Here is a 15,829-nt window from a genome sequence, read left to right on the forward strand (position 1 = left end):
CCGCTCTCCCGGGGTCGGCGCCGACGCCTACTGGAGTGTGATCGGGTTGACGACGTCGGCGATGAGCAGCAGCCCCGACAGCGCGATGAACAGCCCCGCGACGACGTAGGCGACCGGCATCAGCCGGGCGATGTCGAACGGGCCGGGGTCGGGCCGACCGCGCCAGCGGGCGACCACCGAGCGGGCCTTCTCGTACAGCGCCCCGGCCACGTGCCCGCCGTCGAGCGGGTAGACCGGCAGCAGGTTGAACAGGAACAGCACGAGGTTGACGCTGGCCAGCAGGCCGAGGAAGAAGCTCAGCTTCTCCGCGCCGCTGAACTCCTGGATGGCGAAGACCTCGCCGGAGATCCGTCCGACGCCGACGACGCCGATCGGGCCGTTCGCGTCGCGCTCCTCGCCGAGGAAGGCGGCGCGGAACAGCTGCGGGACGCGCTCGGGGACCTCCAGCAGCCGCTGCACCGACTGGGACACGACCATGCCGAAGTAGCCGGGCAGGTCGGCCACCGACTGGCGGGCGAAGCCGAACACCGGGCTGACGCCGAGGTACCCGGCGGTCATCGTGCCCTCGCCGTCGTCGGTGGCGACGACGTTCTCGATCGGCGTGACGGTGAGGTCCCGGCGCTCGCCGTCGCGCTCGACGGTGAGGGTCAGCGACTCCCCCGCCGAGCCGCGGATCGCCTGCTGCACCGTCGTCCAGCTGTCGTAGGCGGTCGGGTCGACCTCCCGGCCGTCGATCGCGACGATCGTGTCGCCCGGCCGCAGCCCGGCCTGGGCGGCGGGGCTGGCCACCGGCTCCGCACAGCCGGGGGTGCCCGCCTCGCAGAGCTGCCCGGCGTCGGCACCGCTGGTGACGATCGGGATGTCGCAGACGTCGCTGCGCTGCTCCTCGGCGACGGCGATGCTCTCCGCGCCGGCGGGGACCACGCAGGCGGGGACGGTCTCGAGCTGGGTGGTGACGACGTTGGTGCCGATCGCGGTGAGCGTGACCGCGAAGAACACGACCGCGAGGACCAGGTTGTGGAACGGCCCGGCGAACATGACGATCACGCGCTGCCACCAGGGCTTGGCGTAGAAGACCCGGCCGGCGTCGCTGGGCCGGACGTCGTCGAGGGCCTGGCCGCGCACCTCGGCGATGAACGTCCGCATGCGGGTGGCGCGCTTGCTCTCGTTCTCCGCGGCCGGCGGGATCATGCCGACGATGCGGATGTAGCCGCCGAGCGGGATCGCCTTGATGCCGTACTCGGTCTCGCCGCGCCGGAAGGAGAACACCGTCGGGCCGAAGCCGACCATGAACTGCGGCACGCGCATGCCGAACTTCCGCGCCCAGTAGAAGTGGCCGAACTCGTGGAAGCCGATGCTGAACAGCAGGCCGATCGCGAACGCGACGATCCCGAGGACCGTCAGGAGGGTGGTCAGCTCAGGCCTCCGGCGACAGCGGCGCGGGCGTGCTGCCGGGCCCAGCGCTCCGCGGCCAGCACGTCGTCCACGCAGGTGGGGGCGCCGAGGTCCGGCGCGTCGTCGAGGGTACGCGCGACCAGGCCCACGACGTCGGTGAAACGCAGCCGCCCGGCGAGGAAGGCCGCGACCGCCTCCTCGTTGGCCGCGTTGTACAGCGCCGGGACGACGCCGCCGGCCTCCCCCGCCGCGCGCGCGAGCCGCACCGCCGGGAAGGCCTCGGCGTCCAGCGGCGCGAACTCCCAGGTGCTCGCCGTCGACCAGTCCAGCGCCGCCTGCACGTGCGGCAGCCGGTCGGGCCAGGCCAGCGCCAGCGCGATCGGCAGCCGCATGTCCGGCGGGCTGGCCTGGGCGATGGTCGCGCCGTCGGCGAAGGTGACCATGGAGTGCACGATCGACTGCGGGTGCACCACGACGTCGATGTCGGCGTAGGGCACGCCGAACAGCAGGTGCGCCTCGATCAGCTCCAGGCCCTTGTTGACCAGCGTGGCCGAGTTGATCGTCACCACCGGGCCCATGGCCCAGGTGGGGTGCGCCAGTGCCTGCTCGACGGTGACGCCGGCGAGGTCGGCGGCGCTGCGCCCGCGGAACGGCCCGCCGCTGGCGGTGAGCACCAGCCGGGCGACCTCGCTCCGGTGCCCGCCGCGCAGGCACTGCGCCAGCGCCGAGTGCTCGGAGTCGACCGGCACCAGCTGGCCGGGCGCGGCCGCGGCGGTCACGAGGTCCCCGCCGGCGACCAGCGACTCCTTGTTGGCCAGCGCGACGACGTTGCCGGCCCGCAGCGCGGCGAGGGTGGGGCCCAGCCCGATCGAGCCGGTGATCCCGTTGAGGACGACGTCGGTGGGGCGGGCGGCGAGCTCCTCGGCGGCGCGCGGCCCGGCGAGGATCTCCGGCAGCGCGTACTCGCCGCGCGCCCAGCCGCGCTGGGAGGCCGCCGCGTAGAAGGCCAGCTGCAGGTCCTGGGCGGCGGTCGCGCGGGCCACCGCGACCGTGCGGACGCCGAGGGTCAGCGCCTGCTCGGCCAGCCGGGCGACGTCGCCCCCGCCGGCGGCCAGCGCGGTGATCCGCAGCCGGCCGGGGTTCTGCTCGGCGACGTCGATCGCCTGCCGGCCGATCGACCCGGTCGAGCCCAGCACGGTCACCTCGCGCGGCTCGGTCATGGACGGCATCCTCCCCGACGCGCGGCGCGACCTGCCCACCCCACCTCGACCGGTGACCCGCGGACGGGACTGGCAGGATGAGGGGCGTGAGCGAGCAGTCCGGCCCCGGGGTCCGCCAGCACGACCCGCTGACCACGCGCGTCAACCAGCCCAACCGCGAGGAGGGCATCGTCCGCGCCGGGGAGCACCCGGTCGAGGAGGAGCGGCCCGAGGACTGGGGCTGGCACCACCGCATGCGGACCGCCCCGCAGGTCGCCGGCTGGCTGACCGTGCTGGTCATGCTGTCCTACACGTGGGGCAACCACGAGGGCCGCATGGAGGACGTGTGGCTGTTCGGCATCGCCGCAGGCCTGGTCGTCCTGCTGCTCTGGGACCTGCGCCGCAAGCGCACCGCCTGGCGCCGCTGATCCCCATCGACACCCGACGCCCGATCCGGCTCCTGCCGGGTCGGGCGTCGTCGTGTCAGGAGGCCGCGACGCCGATCGCCGCGCCGATGGCGTACGTCGCCCCTGCCGCGAGCGCGCCGAAGAGCAGCTGCCGCAGGGCCGCCGACCACCAGGAGCGCGGGGTGAACCGTGAGGACAGCGCCCCGGCCGCGGCCAGGCCGGCCGCGCCGCACACCAGCGCCGCGGCCAGGACTGAGAACCCGAGCAGGTAGGGCAGCAGCGGGATCACCGCGCCGGCGGCGAAGGTGAGGAACGAGGAGACCGCCGCGGTCCACGGCGAGGGCTTGTCGGCCGGGTTGAGGCCGAGCTCGGCGACCACGTGCAGCCGCAGCGCGGTGTCGGGGTCGCGGTGCAGCTGGACGGCGACCCGCTCGGCGAGGTCGGCGTCGACGCCGCGCACGCGCAGCATCTCCACCAGCTCGGCGAGCTCGCCCCGGGGGTTGCGCTCGAGCTCGCGGCGCTCCTTCTCCACCTCGAGGTCGAGCTGCTCGTTCTGCGTGCTGACCGAGGTGTACTCCCCCAGCGCCATCGAGATCGCGCCCGCGACCAGGCTGGCGACGCCGGAGAGCACGATCGCGTGCGACGAGGCGCCGCCACCGCCGACGCCGGCGACCAGCGCGGTGTTGGTCACCAGCCCGTCCATCGCGCCGAAGACGGCGGCCCGCAGCCACCCGCCCGAGACGTCGGCGTGGCTGTGCTCGTGGGCCTCGGCCGTGGGGACCTCGGCGCTCACGCGGCGGCCCCGGTGCTCACGCGTCCGCCTCGGCCCCGAGCTCGACCGGGGGCTCGAGGGCGGGGACCGGCGTGGCCACGGTCGGCACGCCCACCCCGTCGTCAGCAGCGGCGCGGTCGGCCGCGGCGAGCTGGCCGCAGGCGCCGTCGATGTCCTGGCCGCGGGTGTCGCGGACCGTCGTCGGCACCCCGTGCGCGCGCAGCCGGGCCACGAACTCCCGCTGGGCGGGCAGCGGGCTGGCGTCCCACGGGCTGCCCGGCGTCGGGTTGAGCGGGATGAGGTTGACGTGCGCGAGCCGCTTCGCCAGCAGCCGGCCGAGCAGGTCGGCGCGCTCCGGCTGGTCGTTGACGTCGCGGATGAGCGCGTACTCCACCGAGTAGCGGCGGCCGGTGCGCGCGGCGTAGGCGTCGGCCGCCTCGACGACGTCGGCCACCTTGTACCGGGTGTTGATCGGCACGAGGGTGTCGCGCAGCTCGTCGTCGGGGGCGTGCAGGCTCACCGCGAGGGTGACGCCCAGGCCCTCCTCGGTCAGCCGCCGGATCGCCGGCACCAGGCCCACGGTGGAGACGGTGACCGACCGCTGCGACAGGCCCAGGCCCCACGGCGCGGAGGTGAGCAGCGCGTCCAGCGTGCGGCGGACGCGGGCGTAGTTGGCCAGCGGCTCGCCCATGCCCATGAAGACGACGTTGGACAGCCGGCCCGGCCCGCCGGGGATCTCCCCCGACGCCATGGCCGCGGCGGCGGCGACCGCCTGGCCGATGATCTCGGCGGCCGACAGGTTGCGGGTCAGCCCGTTCTGGCCGGTGGCGCAGAAGGGGCAGGCCATGCCACAGCCGGCCTGGCTGGAGATGCAGACGGTGGCCCGGTCGGGGTAGCGCATGAGCACGCTCTCGACCAGCGCGCCGTCGTGCAGGCGCCACAGGGTCTTGCGGGTGCGCCCGCCGTCGGCCGACTGGTGGCGCACCGGCGTGAGCAGGCCGGGCAGCAGCGCCTCGGACAGCGTCTCGCGCACCGCGGCGGGCACGTCGGTCATCTGCGCCGGGTGGGTGGTGCCGCGGAAGAAGTGCCGGGCGAGCTGGTCGGCGCGGAACGCCGGCTGCCCGAGCTCGGCGACGGCGGCGCGCGCCTCCTCGCGGTCCAGGTCGGCGAGGTGGCGCGGCGGCTTGCCCCGGCGGGGGGCGTCGAGGACGAGCGGCAGGGCAGTCATGACCGCTCCATCGTCCCACCCCTGCGCCGGGCGTGGGCCGCCGTGCGGGTGAGGTCGCTCGCTCAGGCCTGGTCCGTGTCCGTCGGTGCGGCCGTGGGCCCCGGTGTCCCGGGGGGCGGGGCGGACGTCGGGGCGGGGGTCACCTCGTCGCCCGCCGGGTCCGGGAGGGGGTCCTCGGTCGGGGTCGAGGGTGGCGCCGGGGTCTCGGACGGCGTCGGCGCCGTCGGCTCGGCCGTGGGCTCCGGGGTCTGGTCGGTCCCGGTCGGCGTGGGCACGGCCCCGGTGGTCGGGGTCGGGTCCGGAACAGGGTCCGACGGCTCGACGGGCGGCAGCACCGCGACGGTCTCCGGCGGCGCGGACGGCTCCGGTGCGACGGCCGTCGGCAGTGGCGCCTCCGGGATCGTCGCGGGGGACGGCGTCGCGCTGGTCCGCACCGGGGCCGGGTCGGGGTCGGGCTCCGCCGGGGACGGGGACGGCACCGGCACGCTGCTCGTCGGCGCAACGGGGACGACGACGGCGACGGTGGACGGCCGCGGCACCGGGACGGCCCGGGTCGGCGCGGCGGCCGCCGGGGACGTGGACTGCACGGCCGCCGTCGGGACCGAGCCGGACGAGGCGCCCGCCAGCAGGACCGCACCGGTGATGCCGCAGGCGGCGAGAACGCCCGCCGCCACGGCGACGCCGACCCGGCGCCGGGACCGCACCCGCGGGCGGACGACGACCCGCGGCGTCACGACCTCGGCGAGCGCCGGGACCGGCAGCACGTCCAGGGCCGGCAGTACATCCGAGGCCGGCAGCACGTCCGGGACGGCGGTCGCCACCTCGGGGGCCTCCTCGGCGACGGCGCCGTCCGGCGGCACGGGGTCCCCGGGGACGCCCTCGTCCTCCGCGGTCCCGCCGTCCGGTGCCTCCTCGACAGGCGTCTCCTCGACCAGGAACTCTGCCCCGGCGGCCTCGTCGACCGGTGCCTCGTCCTCCGCTGTCCCGTCGACCGGGACCTCGTCGACCGGGACCTCGTCGACTGGGGCGTCCTCGTCGGCCGCCTCGGGGTCGGGCTCGTTCACCCACCCGGGCAGCCACTCCCCCCACGGCTCGACCGGGGTGCCGGCCTCCTCGGGGTCGCCCGGGTCGCCGTGCTGCCGCGCCGTCATCCCACCTCGCTGTCACTCACGGTCATCTGTCGCTCACCCCGTGGAGTGGTCATCGTGCCCGACGGACCCGACCGGGTGGCGGAGGCGCGGCCGGGCGGCGGGGCGCGGACCGCTAGCGTCGGCCGGGTGTCCGAGGCCGAGCGCGCACCCGTCCCGCTCGATTCGGTCGGCGTCGGCCCGTGGGAGGGGCCGTGGCCGGAGGACCCCCGCTACGACCCCGAGCTGCTGGCGCACGGCGACCGGCGCAACGTCGTCGACCGGTACCGCTACTGGACCGTCGAGGCGATCGTCGCCGACCTCGACCCGCGCCGGCACGGCTTCCACGTCGCCATCGAGAACTGGCGGCACGACCTCAACATCGGGACGGTCGTGCGCACCGCGAACGCCTTCCTCGCCGCGGAGGTGCACGTCGTCGGCCGGAAGCGGTGGAACCGCCGGGGCGCGATGGTCACCGACCGGTACCTGACCGTGCGGCACCACCCCGACGCCGCCGCGCTCGGCGCCTGGGCGCGGGAGCGGGGCGTGCCGGTGCTCGCCGTCGACAACCTGCCCGGCGCCCGACCGATCGAGACCGCCGTCCTCCCCCGGTCCTGCGTGCTGCTGTTCGGCCAGGAGGGCACCGGGCTGTCGGAGGAGGCGCGGGCGGTGGCCGACGACGTGCTGTCCATCGCCCAGTTCGGCTCGACCCGCTCGGTGAACGCCGGCGTCGCGGCGGGGATCGCCATGCACGCCTGGATCCGCCAGCACGCGCAGCTGCCGACCTGACAGCGCGGGCCGCATGGGCCACTCTCTGCGGGGTGGGCCGACTCGACGACGTGGACCTCACCCTCCGGCTGGGCAAGCGCGAGGCCAAGGACCAGCTGGCCGCCGCGCAGCAGCGCCTGGTGCACCTGCGGCTGTTCCTCGGCGGGCAGCTGGGCACCCCGCTCGGACCGCCGGTCTGCGTGCTGTTCGAGGGCTGGGACGCCTCGGGCAAGGGCGGCGCGATCAAGCGGCTGGTCGAGCAGCTCGACCCCCGGCACGTGCGGGTGGCCCAGTTCGCCGCCCCGTCGTCGAACGAGAAGCGGCACCACTTCCTCTGGCGGTTCTGGCCCGTGCTGCCCGGCTGGGGCGGCATGGCCGTCCTCGACCGCACCTGGTACGGCCGGGTGCTGGTCGAGCGGGTGGAGGGGTTCGCCAGCGAGGAGGCCTGGCGGCGGGCCTACGGCGAGATCGTCGACCTGGAGACCACGCTGGCCGCCGAGGGCATGGTCCTGGTGAAGTTCTGGGTGCACGTCTCCCCCGAGGAGCAGCTGCGCCGCTTCGAGTCCCGCGCGGCCGACCCCTACCGGGCCTGGAAGCTGACCGACGAGGACTGGCGCAACCGGGAGAAGCGCCTGGCGTACGAGGCCGCCGTCGAGGAGATGCTCGAGCGCACCGACCACCCGGCGGGGCGGTGGACGCTGGTCGCCGGCGACGACAAGCGGTGGGCGCGGGTGGCCGTCGTCCGCGCCGTCTGCGAGGCGATCGAGAAGGCGCTGGCCGCGCGCGGGATCGACCCGGACGAGACCCCGGGGAGATGAGCGTCCTCGTCCACCTGTGCGAGCCGGCCGACTGGCGGGCCGCGCTGTCCGCCGGTGCGGTGCCGCCCGCCGGGGCGCCGTTCGTGCACCTGTCGCACCCGGAGCAGGTGCACGTGCCGGCCGCGCGGCTGTTCCCGGGCCGGCGCGACCTGGTGCTGCTCGTCGTCGACCCGGCCCGCCTGACCGACCCGGTGGTCGAGGAGCCCGGCGTGGGCACCGACCCCGCGGGCATGCGCTTCCCGCACCTGTACGGCCCGCTGCCGACGGCGGCGGTGGTCGCGGTCGTGCCGTACCGCCCGCCCGTGCCGCCGGTCCTGCCCGGGCCGGACGACGCGCTGGGCCGGGCGCTGGCGCACGGGCTGTCGCTGCGCACCCGGCGGGCCGCCGAGGTGCGCGACGTCCCCGGCGGGGTGGCCGTCCTCGACCCCCGCTTCGCGCACTCCCGCGACGACAACCGGCTGGTGCTCGACGACGGCGTCGACGCCGCCACGGTGGCGCGGACCGCCGGCGAGGTCGCCGCGGACGCAGGCTGGCCGGCCCGGGCGGCGGTGCTGCGCTGGCCCGGCGCCGGCGCGGTCGCCGCCGAGCTGGCCGCGGCCGGCTGGGAGGCCGGGGAGCTGGTGGTCATGGCCCGCCCCGCCACCCCGGGCCTGCCCGGGGCGGAGCGGGCCGAGGTGGTCGCGCAGGAGGAGGTGCACCCGCTGTGGGAGGCGGGGTGGCGGCGCGGCCTGGCCGGGATCCCGGACCTCGACGAGGTGGTCGCCCAGCTGGTGGGCCGGGAGTCCCGCAACGACCGGGTCGTCGCGGTCGGCGACGTCGTGGTGCGGGAGGGCGGCCGGGTCGTGGCCGCCGGGCAGCTGCGGGTCGACGGCGCGACCGCGGCGGTCGAGTCGGTGATGACCGAGCCCGCCGCCCGCGGGCGCGGCCACGCCGACGCCGTCCTCGCCCGGCTGCTGGAGCTGGCCGCAGGCGCCGGCTGCGACCTCGTCGTCCTCGAGGCCGACGCCGGCGACTGGCCGCGCCACTGGTATGCCCGCCGCGGCTTCGCCGCGGTCGGGTCGACGTGGGAGCTCAGCGCCCCCTGGCCGCCTCAGCCCGGCGGCGCGACCCAGGACAGCAGCAGGTAGGCCACCGCCGCCGAGGGCAGCAGGCTGTCGAGCCGGTCCATGATCCCGCCGTGGCCCGGCAGCAGGTTGCCCATGTCCTTGATGCCGAGGTCCCGCTTGATCAGCGACTCGCCGAGGTCGCCCACCGTGGCGGTCACCGCGAGCGCGACGCCGACGAGCACGCCACCCCACCACGGGCCGTCGAGGGCGAGCACGACGATCGGGGTGGCGACGGCGACGCAGGCCACGACCGACCCGGCCATGCCCTCCCACGACTTCTTCGGGCTCACCGACGGCGCCATCGGGTGCCGGCCGAACAGCACGCCCGCGGTGTAACCGCCGACGTCGTTCCCGACCACGGTGGCGATGAACGCGAGCACCCGGGCGACGCCGTCGTCGGGGACGAGCAGGAGGACCGCGAACCCGGCCAGCAGCGGCACGTAGAGGGTGACCAGGACCCCGGCCGCGGCGTCGCGACGGTAGTCCCCGGGGCCGTCGCCGAGCCGCCAGAGCAGCACCGCGACGACCGTGAGCAGGAAGCCGACGACGAGGCCGTCGGGTCCGCGGGTCCACGCCAGCGCCAGCATCGCGACGGCGCCGACCAGCACCGGGGCGAGCGGCGGCCGGGCGCCGCCGGCCTGGAGCGCGCGGACGAGCTCGACGATGCCGACGAGGATCGCCGCGACGATGACCAGCAGGAACGCCGGCCGGTAGACCAGCAGCGAGGCGAGGATGACCGCGCCGAGGCCCAGGCCGACGCCGATGGCGGCGACCAGGTCACGCCCGGCCCGGCCGCCCTTGCGCGGCTCCGGCTCGGCGCCGGCGTCGCCGCCGGCCGGGTCGGGGCCGGGCGCCGCCGGCGCCTCGGGCACCGGCGGGACGGCGATGCCGGCGGCCGGCACCGCCATCTCCTGGGTGCCCGGTGCAGCGGACCCGGGGGCTGTCGCGATCGGGCTGGTCGGCGGGGCCGCCGGCCGGATCGGGCCGGGCGGCGGGGGCGGCGGCGAGGGACGCCGGACCGCGGGGATCGGCCCGGTGTCGGCGTCCCCGGACGGGCCGGCCCCGGCGGCGTCGGGACGGGAGGTCATGGCAGGGATCGGGGCGAGCGGCTCAGACCTCGAGCAGCTCGGACTCCTTGTTCTTCACGGCCTCGTCGATGGCCGCCACGTGCTGGGCGGTGAGGTCGTCGAGCTCCTTCTCCGCACGGCGCACGTCGTCCTCGCCGGCCTCGCCGTCCTTGGCGATCCGGTCGAGCTCCTCCTTGCTGCGGCGGCGCACGTTGCGGATGGCGACCTTGGCGTCCTCGCCCTTGGACCGGGCCTGCTTGACCAGGTCGCGACGGCGCTCCTCGGTCAGCTGCGGGAAGACCACGCGGATGATCTGCCCGTCGTTGGTCGGGTTGACGCCCAGGTCGCTGTCGCGGATGGCCTTCTCGATGGCCGACAGCTGGCTGTTGTCGTAGGGCTTGATGACCGCCATGCGCGCCTCGGGCACCGTGATCGACGACATCTGCGGCACCGGGGTCGGGGCGCCGTAGTAGTCGACCAGGACCTTGTTGAACATCGAGGGCGCCGCGCGGCCGGTGCGCACCGAGCCGAGGTCCTCCCGCGCGACCGACAGGGCCTTGTCCATCCGCTCCTCGGCGTCGAGCAGGGTGTCGTCGATCACGGTCTCTCCTCCTGCGGCGGGATCGTCCCCGCCGTCGTCCTGCGGTGCGGCGTGCGCGTTCCGGCGCGCGCTCAGCTGATCAGCGTCCCGATCCTCTCACCTGCCACCGCGCGGGCGATGTTGCCGTTCTCCAGCAGGTTGAAGACGACGATCGGCATCTGGTTGTCCATGCACAGGCTGATGGCCGTGGCGTCGGCGACCTTGAGCTGGTCGGCGAGGACCGTGGCGTAGTCCAGCTCGTCGTACATGGTCGCCGCCGGGTTGGTGCGCGGGTCGTCGTCGTAGACGCCGTCGACGCCGTTCTTGGCCATGAGCAGCACCTGGCAGCCGATCTCCAGCGCGCGCTGGGCGGCGACGGTGTCGGTGGAGAAGTACGGCATGCCGGCGCCGGCGCCGAAGATGACCAGCCGGCCCTTCTCCAGGTGCCGGACGGCCTTGCGCGGGATGTAGGGCTCGGCGACCTGGCCCATGGTGATCGCCGTCTGCACCCGGGTCTCCAGGCCCACCTGCTCGCAGAAGGCCTGCAGCGCCAGGCAGTTCATGACCGTGCCGAGCATGCCCATGTAGTCGGCGTGCCGGCGGTCCATGCCCGCCTGGGACAGCTCGGCGCCGCGGAAGAAGTTGCCCCCGCCGACGACGACGGCGACCTGCGTGCCGCCGTGGACGACCTCGGCCAGCTGGGTGGCGATGTCGTGGACGATCCCGGAGTCGACGCCGACGTTGCCGCCGCCGAACGCCTCACCCGAGAGCTTGAGCAGCACCCGCTGGTAGCCGGCGCCGTCGGCCGGCTGGAAGGCGCTCGGGGCCGACAGCGGCGGGTGGGGTGCCTCGGTCGTCTGCGTCGTGGCGGTATCGGTCAACAGCTCTTCCCTCGCTCGACGTCGTTCTTCGTGATCCTGACAGAGTGCCCGGCGCTCGCCAGCCGGGCCCGGAGGCACCACCGGCCCCGTCCCAGGGATGGGACGGGGCCGGTGGCGCGGTGTCTCCGTCGCCTGCGGCTCAGGCCTGGCCGACCTCGAAGCGGGCGAACCGCTGCACGGTCAGGCCGGCCTCGTCGATGACCTGCTTCACCGTGCGCTTGGGCTCGGTGATCGACGGCTGCTCGAGCAGGACGAAGTCCTTGTAGTAGGCGTTGACCCGGCCCTCGACGATCTTGACGATCGCCTGCTCGGGCTTGCCCTCCTCCTTGGCCGTCTGCTCGGCGACCCGGCGCTCGGTCTCGACGGCCTCCGCCGGGACCTCCTCGCGGGACAGGAAGCGCGGGCGGGCGGCGGCGATGTGCATCGCCAGGGCGCGCGCGGCCTCCTCGTCGCCACCCTGGTACTGGACGGCGACGCCGATGGCCGGGGGCAGGTCGGTGGCCCGCTTGTGCAGGTACACCGCGGTCGGGCCCTCGAAGGTGGCGAAGCGGGAGAGGACGAGCTTCTCGCCGATGCGGGCGGACTCGGCCTCGATGAGCTTGGCGACGGTCTGGCCGTCGACCTCGGTGGCCATGAGGGCGTCGAGATCGGCCGGCGACTGCTCGAGGACGATCTCGATGAGCCGCTCGGCGAGCGCCACGAAGTCGGCGTTCTTGGCGACGAAGTCGGTCTCGCAGTCGAGCTCGAGCAGCGCGCCGTGCTTGCTGACGACGATGCCGTTGGTCGTGGAGCGCTCGAGGCGCTTGCCGACGTCCTTGGCGCCCTTGATGCGCAGCAGCTCGATGGCCTTGTCGTACTCGCCGTCGGCCTCGGTGAGGGCCTTCTTGGCGTCCATCATGCCGGCGCCGGTGGCGTCGCGGAGCCGCTTGACGTCGGCGGCGGTGAAGGCAGGCATGTCACTTCCTCGTCGGTGTGGAGGGGTGGGCGTCCCGAGGGCGCCCGAGGGCGGCGCGGGAGTTCTCAGGCCTCGCCGGCGGCGGGGGCCGGGGCGGTGGCGGAGGTGTCCGAGGGCTGCTCGGTCGCGGCCTCGGCGCCACCGGTCAGCAGCTCGCGCTCCCAGTCCGGCAGCGGCTCGTCGCCACCGATGGCCTGCTCGGCGCCGTCCTCGCGGCCGGCGTTGGCCTGCGCGGCCGAGCGGGCCATGAGGCCGTCGGCGACGGCGTCGGCGATCACGCGGGTCAGGACGTTGATGGCGCGGATCGCGTCGTCGTTGCCCGGGATCTTGTAGTCGACCTCGTCGGGGTCGCAGTTGGTGTCGAGGATCGCGACGACCGGGATGCCCAGCTTGCGGGCCTCGCCGACGGCGATGTGCTCCTTCTTGGTGTCCACGATCCAGATGGCGCTGGGCACCTTCTGCATGTCGCGGATGCCGCCCAGGCTGCGCTCGAGCTTGGCCTTCTCACGGGTCAGGCCCAGCTGCTCCTTCTTGGACAGGCCGGCCATCACGCCGGTCTGCTCCATGTCCTCGAGCTCCTTGAGCCGCTGGAGCCGCTTGTGGACGGTGGAGAAGTTGGTGAGCATGCCGCCCAGCCAGCGCTGGTTGACGTAGGGCATGCCGACGCGCTGCGCCTGCTCGGCGACGACCTCCTGCGCCTGGCGCTTGGTGCCGACGAACAGGATCGTGCCGCCGTGCGACACGGTCTGCTTGACGAACTCGTAGGCCGAGTCGATGTACCCGAGCGTCTGCTGCAGGTCGATGATGTAGATGCCGTTGCGCTCGGTGAAGATGAAGCGCTTCATCTTCGGGTTCCAGCGACGGGTCTGGTGCCCGAAGTGGACGCCGCTGTCGAGCAGCTGCTTCATGCTGACGACTGCCATGGGGGGCGCAGCCTCTCGTGCTCGCGCGCGGCCGCCCGGCGGCCGCGCTCCTCGGTTGACGCGGGCACCGGGTGGTGTCCCGCCCTGGCGTCCCGCGGCGCCACCGACCCGGGGAGACCGGGACCGAGGTGGGGCTGCCCCGCCGTGCTGGCGGGTGGAGGACGCGCGGAGTCGACCCGTGCAGACGGGTCGCACCGGACAGCATACGCGCCGGGCCGGACCGCTCCTCCCCCGCGTCCGGGCCGTCCACAGGTGCGCGGTCGCCGCCCCGCGGAGACCCGCCGGCGGCGAGCCTCGACGGCGTGCCCGCCCGCCCGCTGCCCGTGCTCCTGCTGGCCTGCGCCGCCCTGCTCGTGCCGGCGCCCGCCGTCGCGGAGCCGGCCGTTCCCGCCGTCCCCGCCGTCGCCTCCTGGACCGCACCGCTCGGCGGGGCGCCGGTCGTCACCCGCCCGTTCGCGCCCCCGCCCTCGCCCTACGGCCCCGGGCACCGCGGCGCGGACCTGGCCGGCGCCCCCGGCGACGTCGTGGTCGCGGCCGGGGACGGCGTCGTCGTCTTCGCCGGGCGGGTGGCGGGCCGGCCGGTGGTCAGCGTCGACCACCCCGACGGGCTGCGGACCACCTACGAGCCGGTCGACCCCACCGTCGCGGCCGGACAGCGCGTCGCCCGCGGCTCCCCGCTGGGGACGCTGGCGGCCGGGCACGCCGGCTGCCCTACCGCCGGGTGCCTGCACTGGGGGCTGCGGCGCGGGGAGGTGTACCTGGACCCGCTGTCGCTGCTGCGCCCGCCGCGGGTGCGCCTGCTGCCGCTCGGGTGACGTGCGGGGACCGCTGCCGGACCGGCCGCCGCCCCTAGCCTGCGCGGGGTGCAGACCGAACGGGGCCTCGACCGTTTCGTCACGTTCCTCGACGCGGTCGTCGCCACTGCCATCACCCTGCTGGTGCTGCCGCTGACCGATCTGCTCGACGGCGCGGAGCCGCGGACCGGCCTCGGCACGCTGCTGACCGACGAGGCGTCACAGATCGGCGCGTTCTTCCTCAGCTTCGTCGTGATCGCGCGGCTCTGGCTGGTCCACCACCGGGTGGTCGAGACCGTCGGGTCCTACGACCACGCGTTCCTCACCGCCAAACTGCTGTGGATCCTCACGATCGTCCTGCTGCCGTTCGCCACCCAGGTGTCGGCCCGCTACGGCACCGACCGGCCCGCGGTCGCGCTCTACATCGGCACGATCACGCTGAGCTCGTTCTGCCTCACGGCGATCAGCCTGCTGCTGTGGCGGCGCCCCGCCCTGCGCCGCGACGCCGCCGCGCCGGTCGGACCCCCGTGGCCGTCGCTGGTCGCCAGCGGCCTGTTCCTCGTCGCCCTCCTGGCCGGCACGCTGCTGCCGGGCGTGCACTACTGGGCGATGTTCCTGCTGTTCCTGTCCGGGCCGGTCGAGGCCGCGCTGCGGCGCCGCGCCGCGGCGGCCTGATCCCCGGCCGCCGCCACGTCGGTGAAGTGCTCGACGACCGGGAACGGGTCGTAGAACGAGTGCAGCAGGGCCTTCCACTCCTGGTAGGCGGCCGAGCCGCGGAACCCCTCGGTGTGGTCCTCCAGCCGGTTCCACTCGACCAGCAGCAGGTAGGTCCCCGGCCGCTCCAGGCACCGGGACAGCCGCAGGAAGCGGAACCCCGGGGACGCCTCGACGATCGGCCGGGCGCGCGCGAAGGCCGCCTCGAACGCGTCCTCCCGGCCGGGGCGGACCGGGAGGAGCGCGTGCTCGAGCACCACCGGTGGCTCAGGCGATGTCGGCGAGCTTGGTGCGCAGGTGCAGCACGGCCTTGGTGTGCAGCTGGCAGATCCGGCTCTCGGTGACGCCGAGGACGCGGCCGATGTCGGCCAGCGTCAGGCCCTCGAAGTAGTACAGGCTGACGACGACCTTCTCCCGCTCGGGCAGCTGCTCGACGGCGCGGGCGAGCAGCTGGCGGGCCTCGCCGTGCTCGGCCATCGCCTGCGGGTCGAGGGCGTTGGCGTCCTGCAGCGTGTCGACCAGCCGGGGCGCGCCGCCGTCGTCGTCGGTGAGCAGCTCGTCGAGGGCGACGACGTTGACCAGGGAGAGCTGGCCGAGGAACTTGCGGACGTCCTCGACGTCCATCTCCATCGCCGCGGCGATCTCCTCGTCGGTCGGGCTGCGCCGGAGCTGGTTCTCCAGCGTGGCGACCGTCCGCTCGAACTGCCGGGCGCGCATCCGCACCGACCGCGGGATCCAGTCGGTGCTGCGCAGCTCGTCGATGATCGCGCCGCGGATGCGGGACATCGCGTAGCTCTCGAACTTGACCTCGCGCGAGGGCTGGTAGCGGGTGATCGCGTCGATGAGCCCGAAGGTGCCGTAGGAGACCAGGTCGGCCTGCTCGACGTGCGCCGGCAGGCCGCTGCCGACCCGGCCGGCGACGTACTTGACCAGCGGCGCGTAGTGCAGGATCAGCCGGTCGCGCAGCTCGGGGGCGCGGTCGGCGACGTACTGCGCCCACAGCTCGGCCAGCGCGGCGTCGGCGTCCTCCTCGGACTCGCCGCCGATCCGGTGGATGGTGGCCTCGGGCACGTCGGGTCTCCCGCTTCGTGGTGG

18 protein-coding genes are annotated in these 15,829 nt (G+C 75.1%); 6 read left to right on the forward strand and 12 right to left on the reverse strand.

Going from position 1 to position 15,829, the window contains the following annotated elements; genetic code table 11:
• Window positions 1-27: 27 nt before the first annotated feature.
• Entirely contained in the window at window positions 28-1,461 is a 1,434-nt protein-coding gene (locus tag ACI79B_RS03495; protein ID WP_457000066.1) for a M50 family metallopeptidase, read from the reverse strand.
• The gene (gene dxr / locus ACI79B_RS03500; RefSeq protein ID WP_456929909.1) at window positions 1,413-2,615 is read right to left on the reverse strand and encodes a 1-deoxy-D-xylulose-5-phosphate reductoisomerase; all 1,203 of its coding nucleotides are present in this window, start codon (window positions 2,613-2,615) and stop codon (window positions 1,413-1,415) included. The genes ACI79B_RS03495 and dxr overlap by 49 nt, the downstream gene beginning before the upstream one ends.
• Window positions 2,616-2,701: 86 nt before the next feature.
• Here dxr and ACI79B_RS03505 point away from each other — a divergent pair, with 86 nt between their 5' ends.
• Complete coding sequence (locus ACI79B_RS03505) at window positions 2,702-3,022, forward strand: DUF2631 domain-containing protein (RefSeq protein ID WP_456929908.1); 321 nt, start codon at window positions 2,702-2,704, stop codon at window positions 3,020-3,022.
• A 55-nt stretch (window positions 3,023-3,077) separates the two neighbouring features.
• Here the strand turns inward: ACI79B_RS03505 and ACI79B_RS03510 are convergent, their stop codons facing one another.
• The 3 genes from ACI79B_RS03510 to ACI79B_RS03520 form a co-directional block, all read right to left on the reverse strand.
• On the reverse strand, window positions 3,078-3,794 hold the full coding sequence (locus ACI79B_RS03510; RefSeq protein ID WP_456929907.1) for a VIT1/CCC1 transporter family protein: 717 nt from the start codon (window positions 3,792-3,794) through the stop codon (window positions 3,078-3,080).
• A 16-nt stretch (window positions 3,795-3,810) separates the two neighbouring features.
• Entirely contained in the window at window positions 3,811-5,001 is a 1,191-nt protein-coding gene (gene rlmN, locus ACI79B_RS03515; RefSeq protein ID WP_456929906.1) for a 23S rRNA (adenine(2503)-C(2))-methyltransferase RlmN, read from the reverse strand.
• A 62-nt stretch (window positions 5,002-5,063) separates the two neighbouring features.
• Window positions 5,064-6,152 carry a hypothetical protein gene (locus tag ACI79B_RS03520; protein WP_456929905.1) on the reverse strand — a complete coding sequence of 363 codons (1,089 nt, stop codon included), beginning with the start codon at window positions 6,150-6,152 and terminating at the stop codon, window positions 5,064-5,066.
• A 126-nt stretch (window positions 6,153-6,278) separates the two neighbouring features.
• Here ACI79B_RS03520 and ACI79B_RS03525 point away from each other — a divergent pair, with 126 nt between their 5' ends.
• From ACI79B_RS03525 to ACI79B_RS03535, 3 genes are read left to right on the forward strand one after another with little or no spacing between them, the layout of a single operon-like run.
• A complete protein-coding gene (locus ACI79B_RS03525) occupies window positions 6,279-6,917 on the forward strand; it encodes a TrmH family RNA methyltransferase (RefSeq protein ID WP_456929904.1) in 639 nt (212 codons plus the stop codon).
• Window positions 6,918-6,949: 32 nt separating this feature from the next.
• Complete coding sequence (locus tag ACI79B_RS03530) at window positions 6,950-7,714, forward strand: polyphosphate kinase 2 family protein (protein WP_456929903.1); 765 nt, start codon at window positions 6,950-6,952, stop codon at window positions 7,712-7,714.
• Window positions 7,711-8,841 carry a GNAT family N-acetyltransferase gene (locus ACI79B_RS03535; protein ID WP_456929902.1) on the forward strand — a complete coding sequence of 377 codons (1,131 nt, stop codon included), beginning with the start codon at window positions 7,711-7,713 and terminating at the stop codon, window positions 8,839-8,841. Before ACI79B_RS03530 ends, ACI79B_RS03535 begins: the two co-directional genes overlap by 4 nt.
• Here ACI79B_RS03535 and ACI79B_RS03540 read toward each other — a convergent pair.
• The 5 genes from ACI79B_RS03540 to rpsB all read right to left on the reverse strand — a co-directional run bounded on the left by ACI79B_RS03540 (window position 8,805) and on the right by rpsB (window position 13,226).
• Complete coding sequence (locus tag ACI79B_RS03540) at window positions 8,805-9,908, reverse strand: phosphatidate cytidylyltransferase (RefSeq protein ID WP_456929901.1); 1,104 nt, start codon at window positions 9,906-9,908, stop codon at window positions 8,805-8,807. The genes ACI79B_RS03535 and ACI79B_RS03540 overlap by 37 nt on opposite strands.
• 22 nt (window positions 9,909-9,930) lie before the next feature.
• Window positions 9,931-10,488: a ribosome recycling factor gene (gene frr, locus ACI79B_RS03545; RefSeq protein WP_387993397.1), complete on the reverse strand. Its 558-nt coding sequence runs from the start codon at window positions 10,486-10,488 to the stop codon at window positions 9,931-9,933.
• 71 nt (window positions 10,489-10,559) lie between these two features.
• Window positions 10,560-11,348: a UMP kinase gene (gene pyrH, locus ACI79B_RS03550; RefSeq protein WP_456929900.1), complete on the reverse strand. Its 789-nt coding sequence runs from the start codon at window positions 11,346-11,348 to the stop codon at window positions 10,560-10,562.
• 139 nt (window positions 11,349-11,487) lie between these two features.
• Window positions 11,488-12,303: a translation elongation factor Ts gene (gene tsf / locus ACI79B_RS03555; RefSeq protein ID WP_456929899.1), complete on the reverse strand. Its 816-nt coding sequence runs from the start codon at window positions 12,301-12,303 to the stop codon at window positions 11,488-11,490.
• Window positions 12,304-12,368: 65 nt separating this feature from the next.
• Entirely contained in the window at window positions 12,369-13,226 is an 858-nt protein-coding gene (gene rpsB / locus ACI79B_RS03560; RefSeq protein ID WP_456929898.1) for a 30S ribosomal protein S2, read from the reverse strand.
• 302 nt (window positions 13,227-13,528) lie between these two features.
• On the opposite strand from rpsB, the gene ACI79B_RS03565 reads away from it, so the two are divergent.
• Both ACI79B_RS03565 and ACI79B_RS03570 read left to right on the forward strand, forming a co-directional pair.
• A complete protein-coding gene (locus ACI79B_RS03565) occupies window positions 13,529-14,041 on the forward strand; it encodes a peptidoglycan DD-metalloendopeptidase family protein (protein ID WP_456929897.1) in 513 nt (170 codons plus the stop codon).
• Window positions 14,042-14,089: 48 nt separating this feature from the next.
• Window positions 14,090-14,695: a TMEM175 family protein gene (locus ACI79B_RS03570; RefSeq protein ID WP_456929896.1), complete on the forward strand. Its 606-nt coding sequence runs from the start codon at window positions 14,090-14,092 to the stop codon at window positions 14,693-14,695.
• Here the strand turns inward: ACI79B_RS03570 and ACI79B_RS03575 are convergent.
• On the reverse strand, window positions 14,620-14,994 hold the full coding sequence (locus ACI79B_RS03575) for an antibiotic biosynthesis monooxygenase family protein (RefSeq protein ID WP_456929895.1): 375 nt from the start codon (window positions 14,992-14,994) through the stop codon (window positions 14,620-14,622). The two genes, ACI79B_RS03570 and ACI79B_RS03575, sit on opposite strands and share 76 nt — an antisense overlap.
• A 7-nt stretch (window positions 14,995-15,001) precedes the next feature.
• On the reverse strand, window positions 15,002-15,805 hold the full coding sequence (gene whiG / locus ACI79B_RS03580; protein ID WP_456929894.1) for an RNA polymerase sigma factor WhiG: 804 nt from the start codon (window positions 15,803-15,805) through the stop codon (window positions 15,002-15,004).
• Window positions 15,806-15,829: the final 24 nt, after the last annotated feature.

The organism is Geodermatophilus sp. SYSU D00879, assembly GCF_054050375.1.

Excerpts from the sequence above, each read along its gene's own strand:
- rlmN (WP_456929906.1), bottom strand. The coding sequence starts at position 5,001 with ATGACTGCCCTGCCGCTCGTCCTCGACGCCCCCCGCCGGGGCAAGCCG.
- rpsB (WP_456929898.1), bottom strand. The coding sequence starts at position 13,226 with ATGGCAGTCGTCAGCATGAAGCAGCTGCTCGACAGCGGCGTCCACTTC.
- ACI79B_RS03540 (WP_456929901.1), bottom strand. The coding sequence starts at position 9,908 with ATGACCTCCCGTCCCGACGCCGCCGGGGCCGGCCCGTCCGGGGACGCC.
- tsf (WP_456929899.1), bottom strand. The coding sequence starts at position 12,303 with ATGCCTGCCTTCACCGCCGCCGACGTCAAGCGGCTCCGCGACGCCACC.
- dxr (WP_456929909.1), bottom strand. The coding sequence starts at position 2,615 with ATGACCGAGCCGCGCGAGGTGACCGTGCTGGGCTCGACCGGGTCGATC.
- ACI79B_RS03520 (WP_456929905.1), bottom strand. The coding sequence starts at position 6,152 with ATGACGGCGCGGCAGCACGGCGACCCGGGCGACCCCGAGGAGGCCGGC.
- ACI79B_RS03535 (WP_456929902.1), top strand. The coding sequence starts at position 7,711 with ATGAGCGTCCTCGTCCACCTGTGCGAGCCGGCCGACTGGCGGGCCGCG.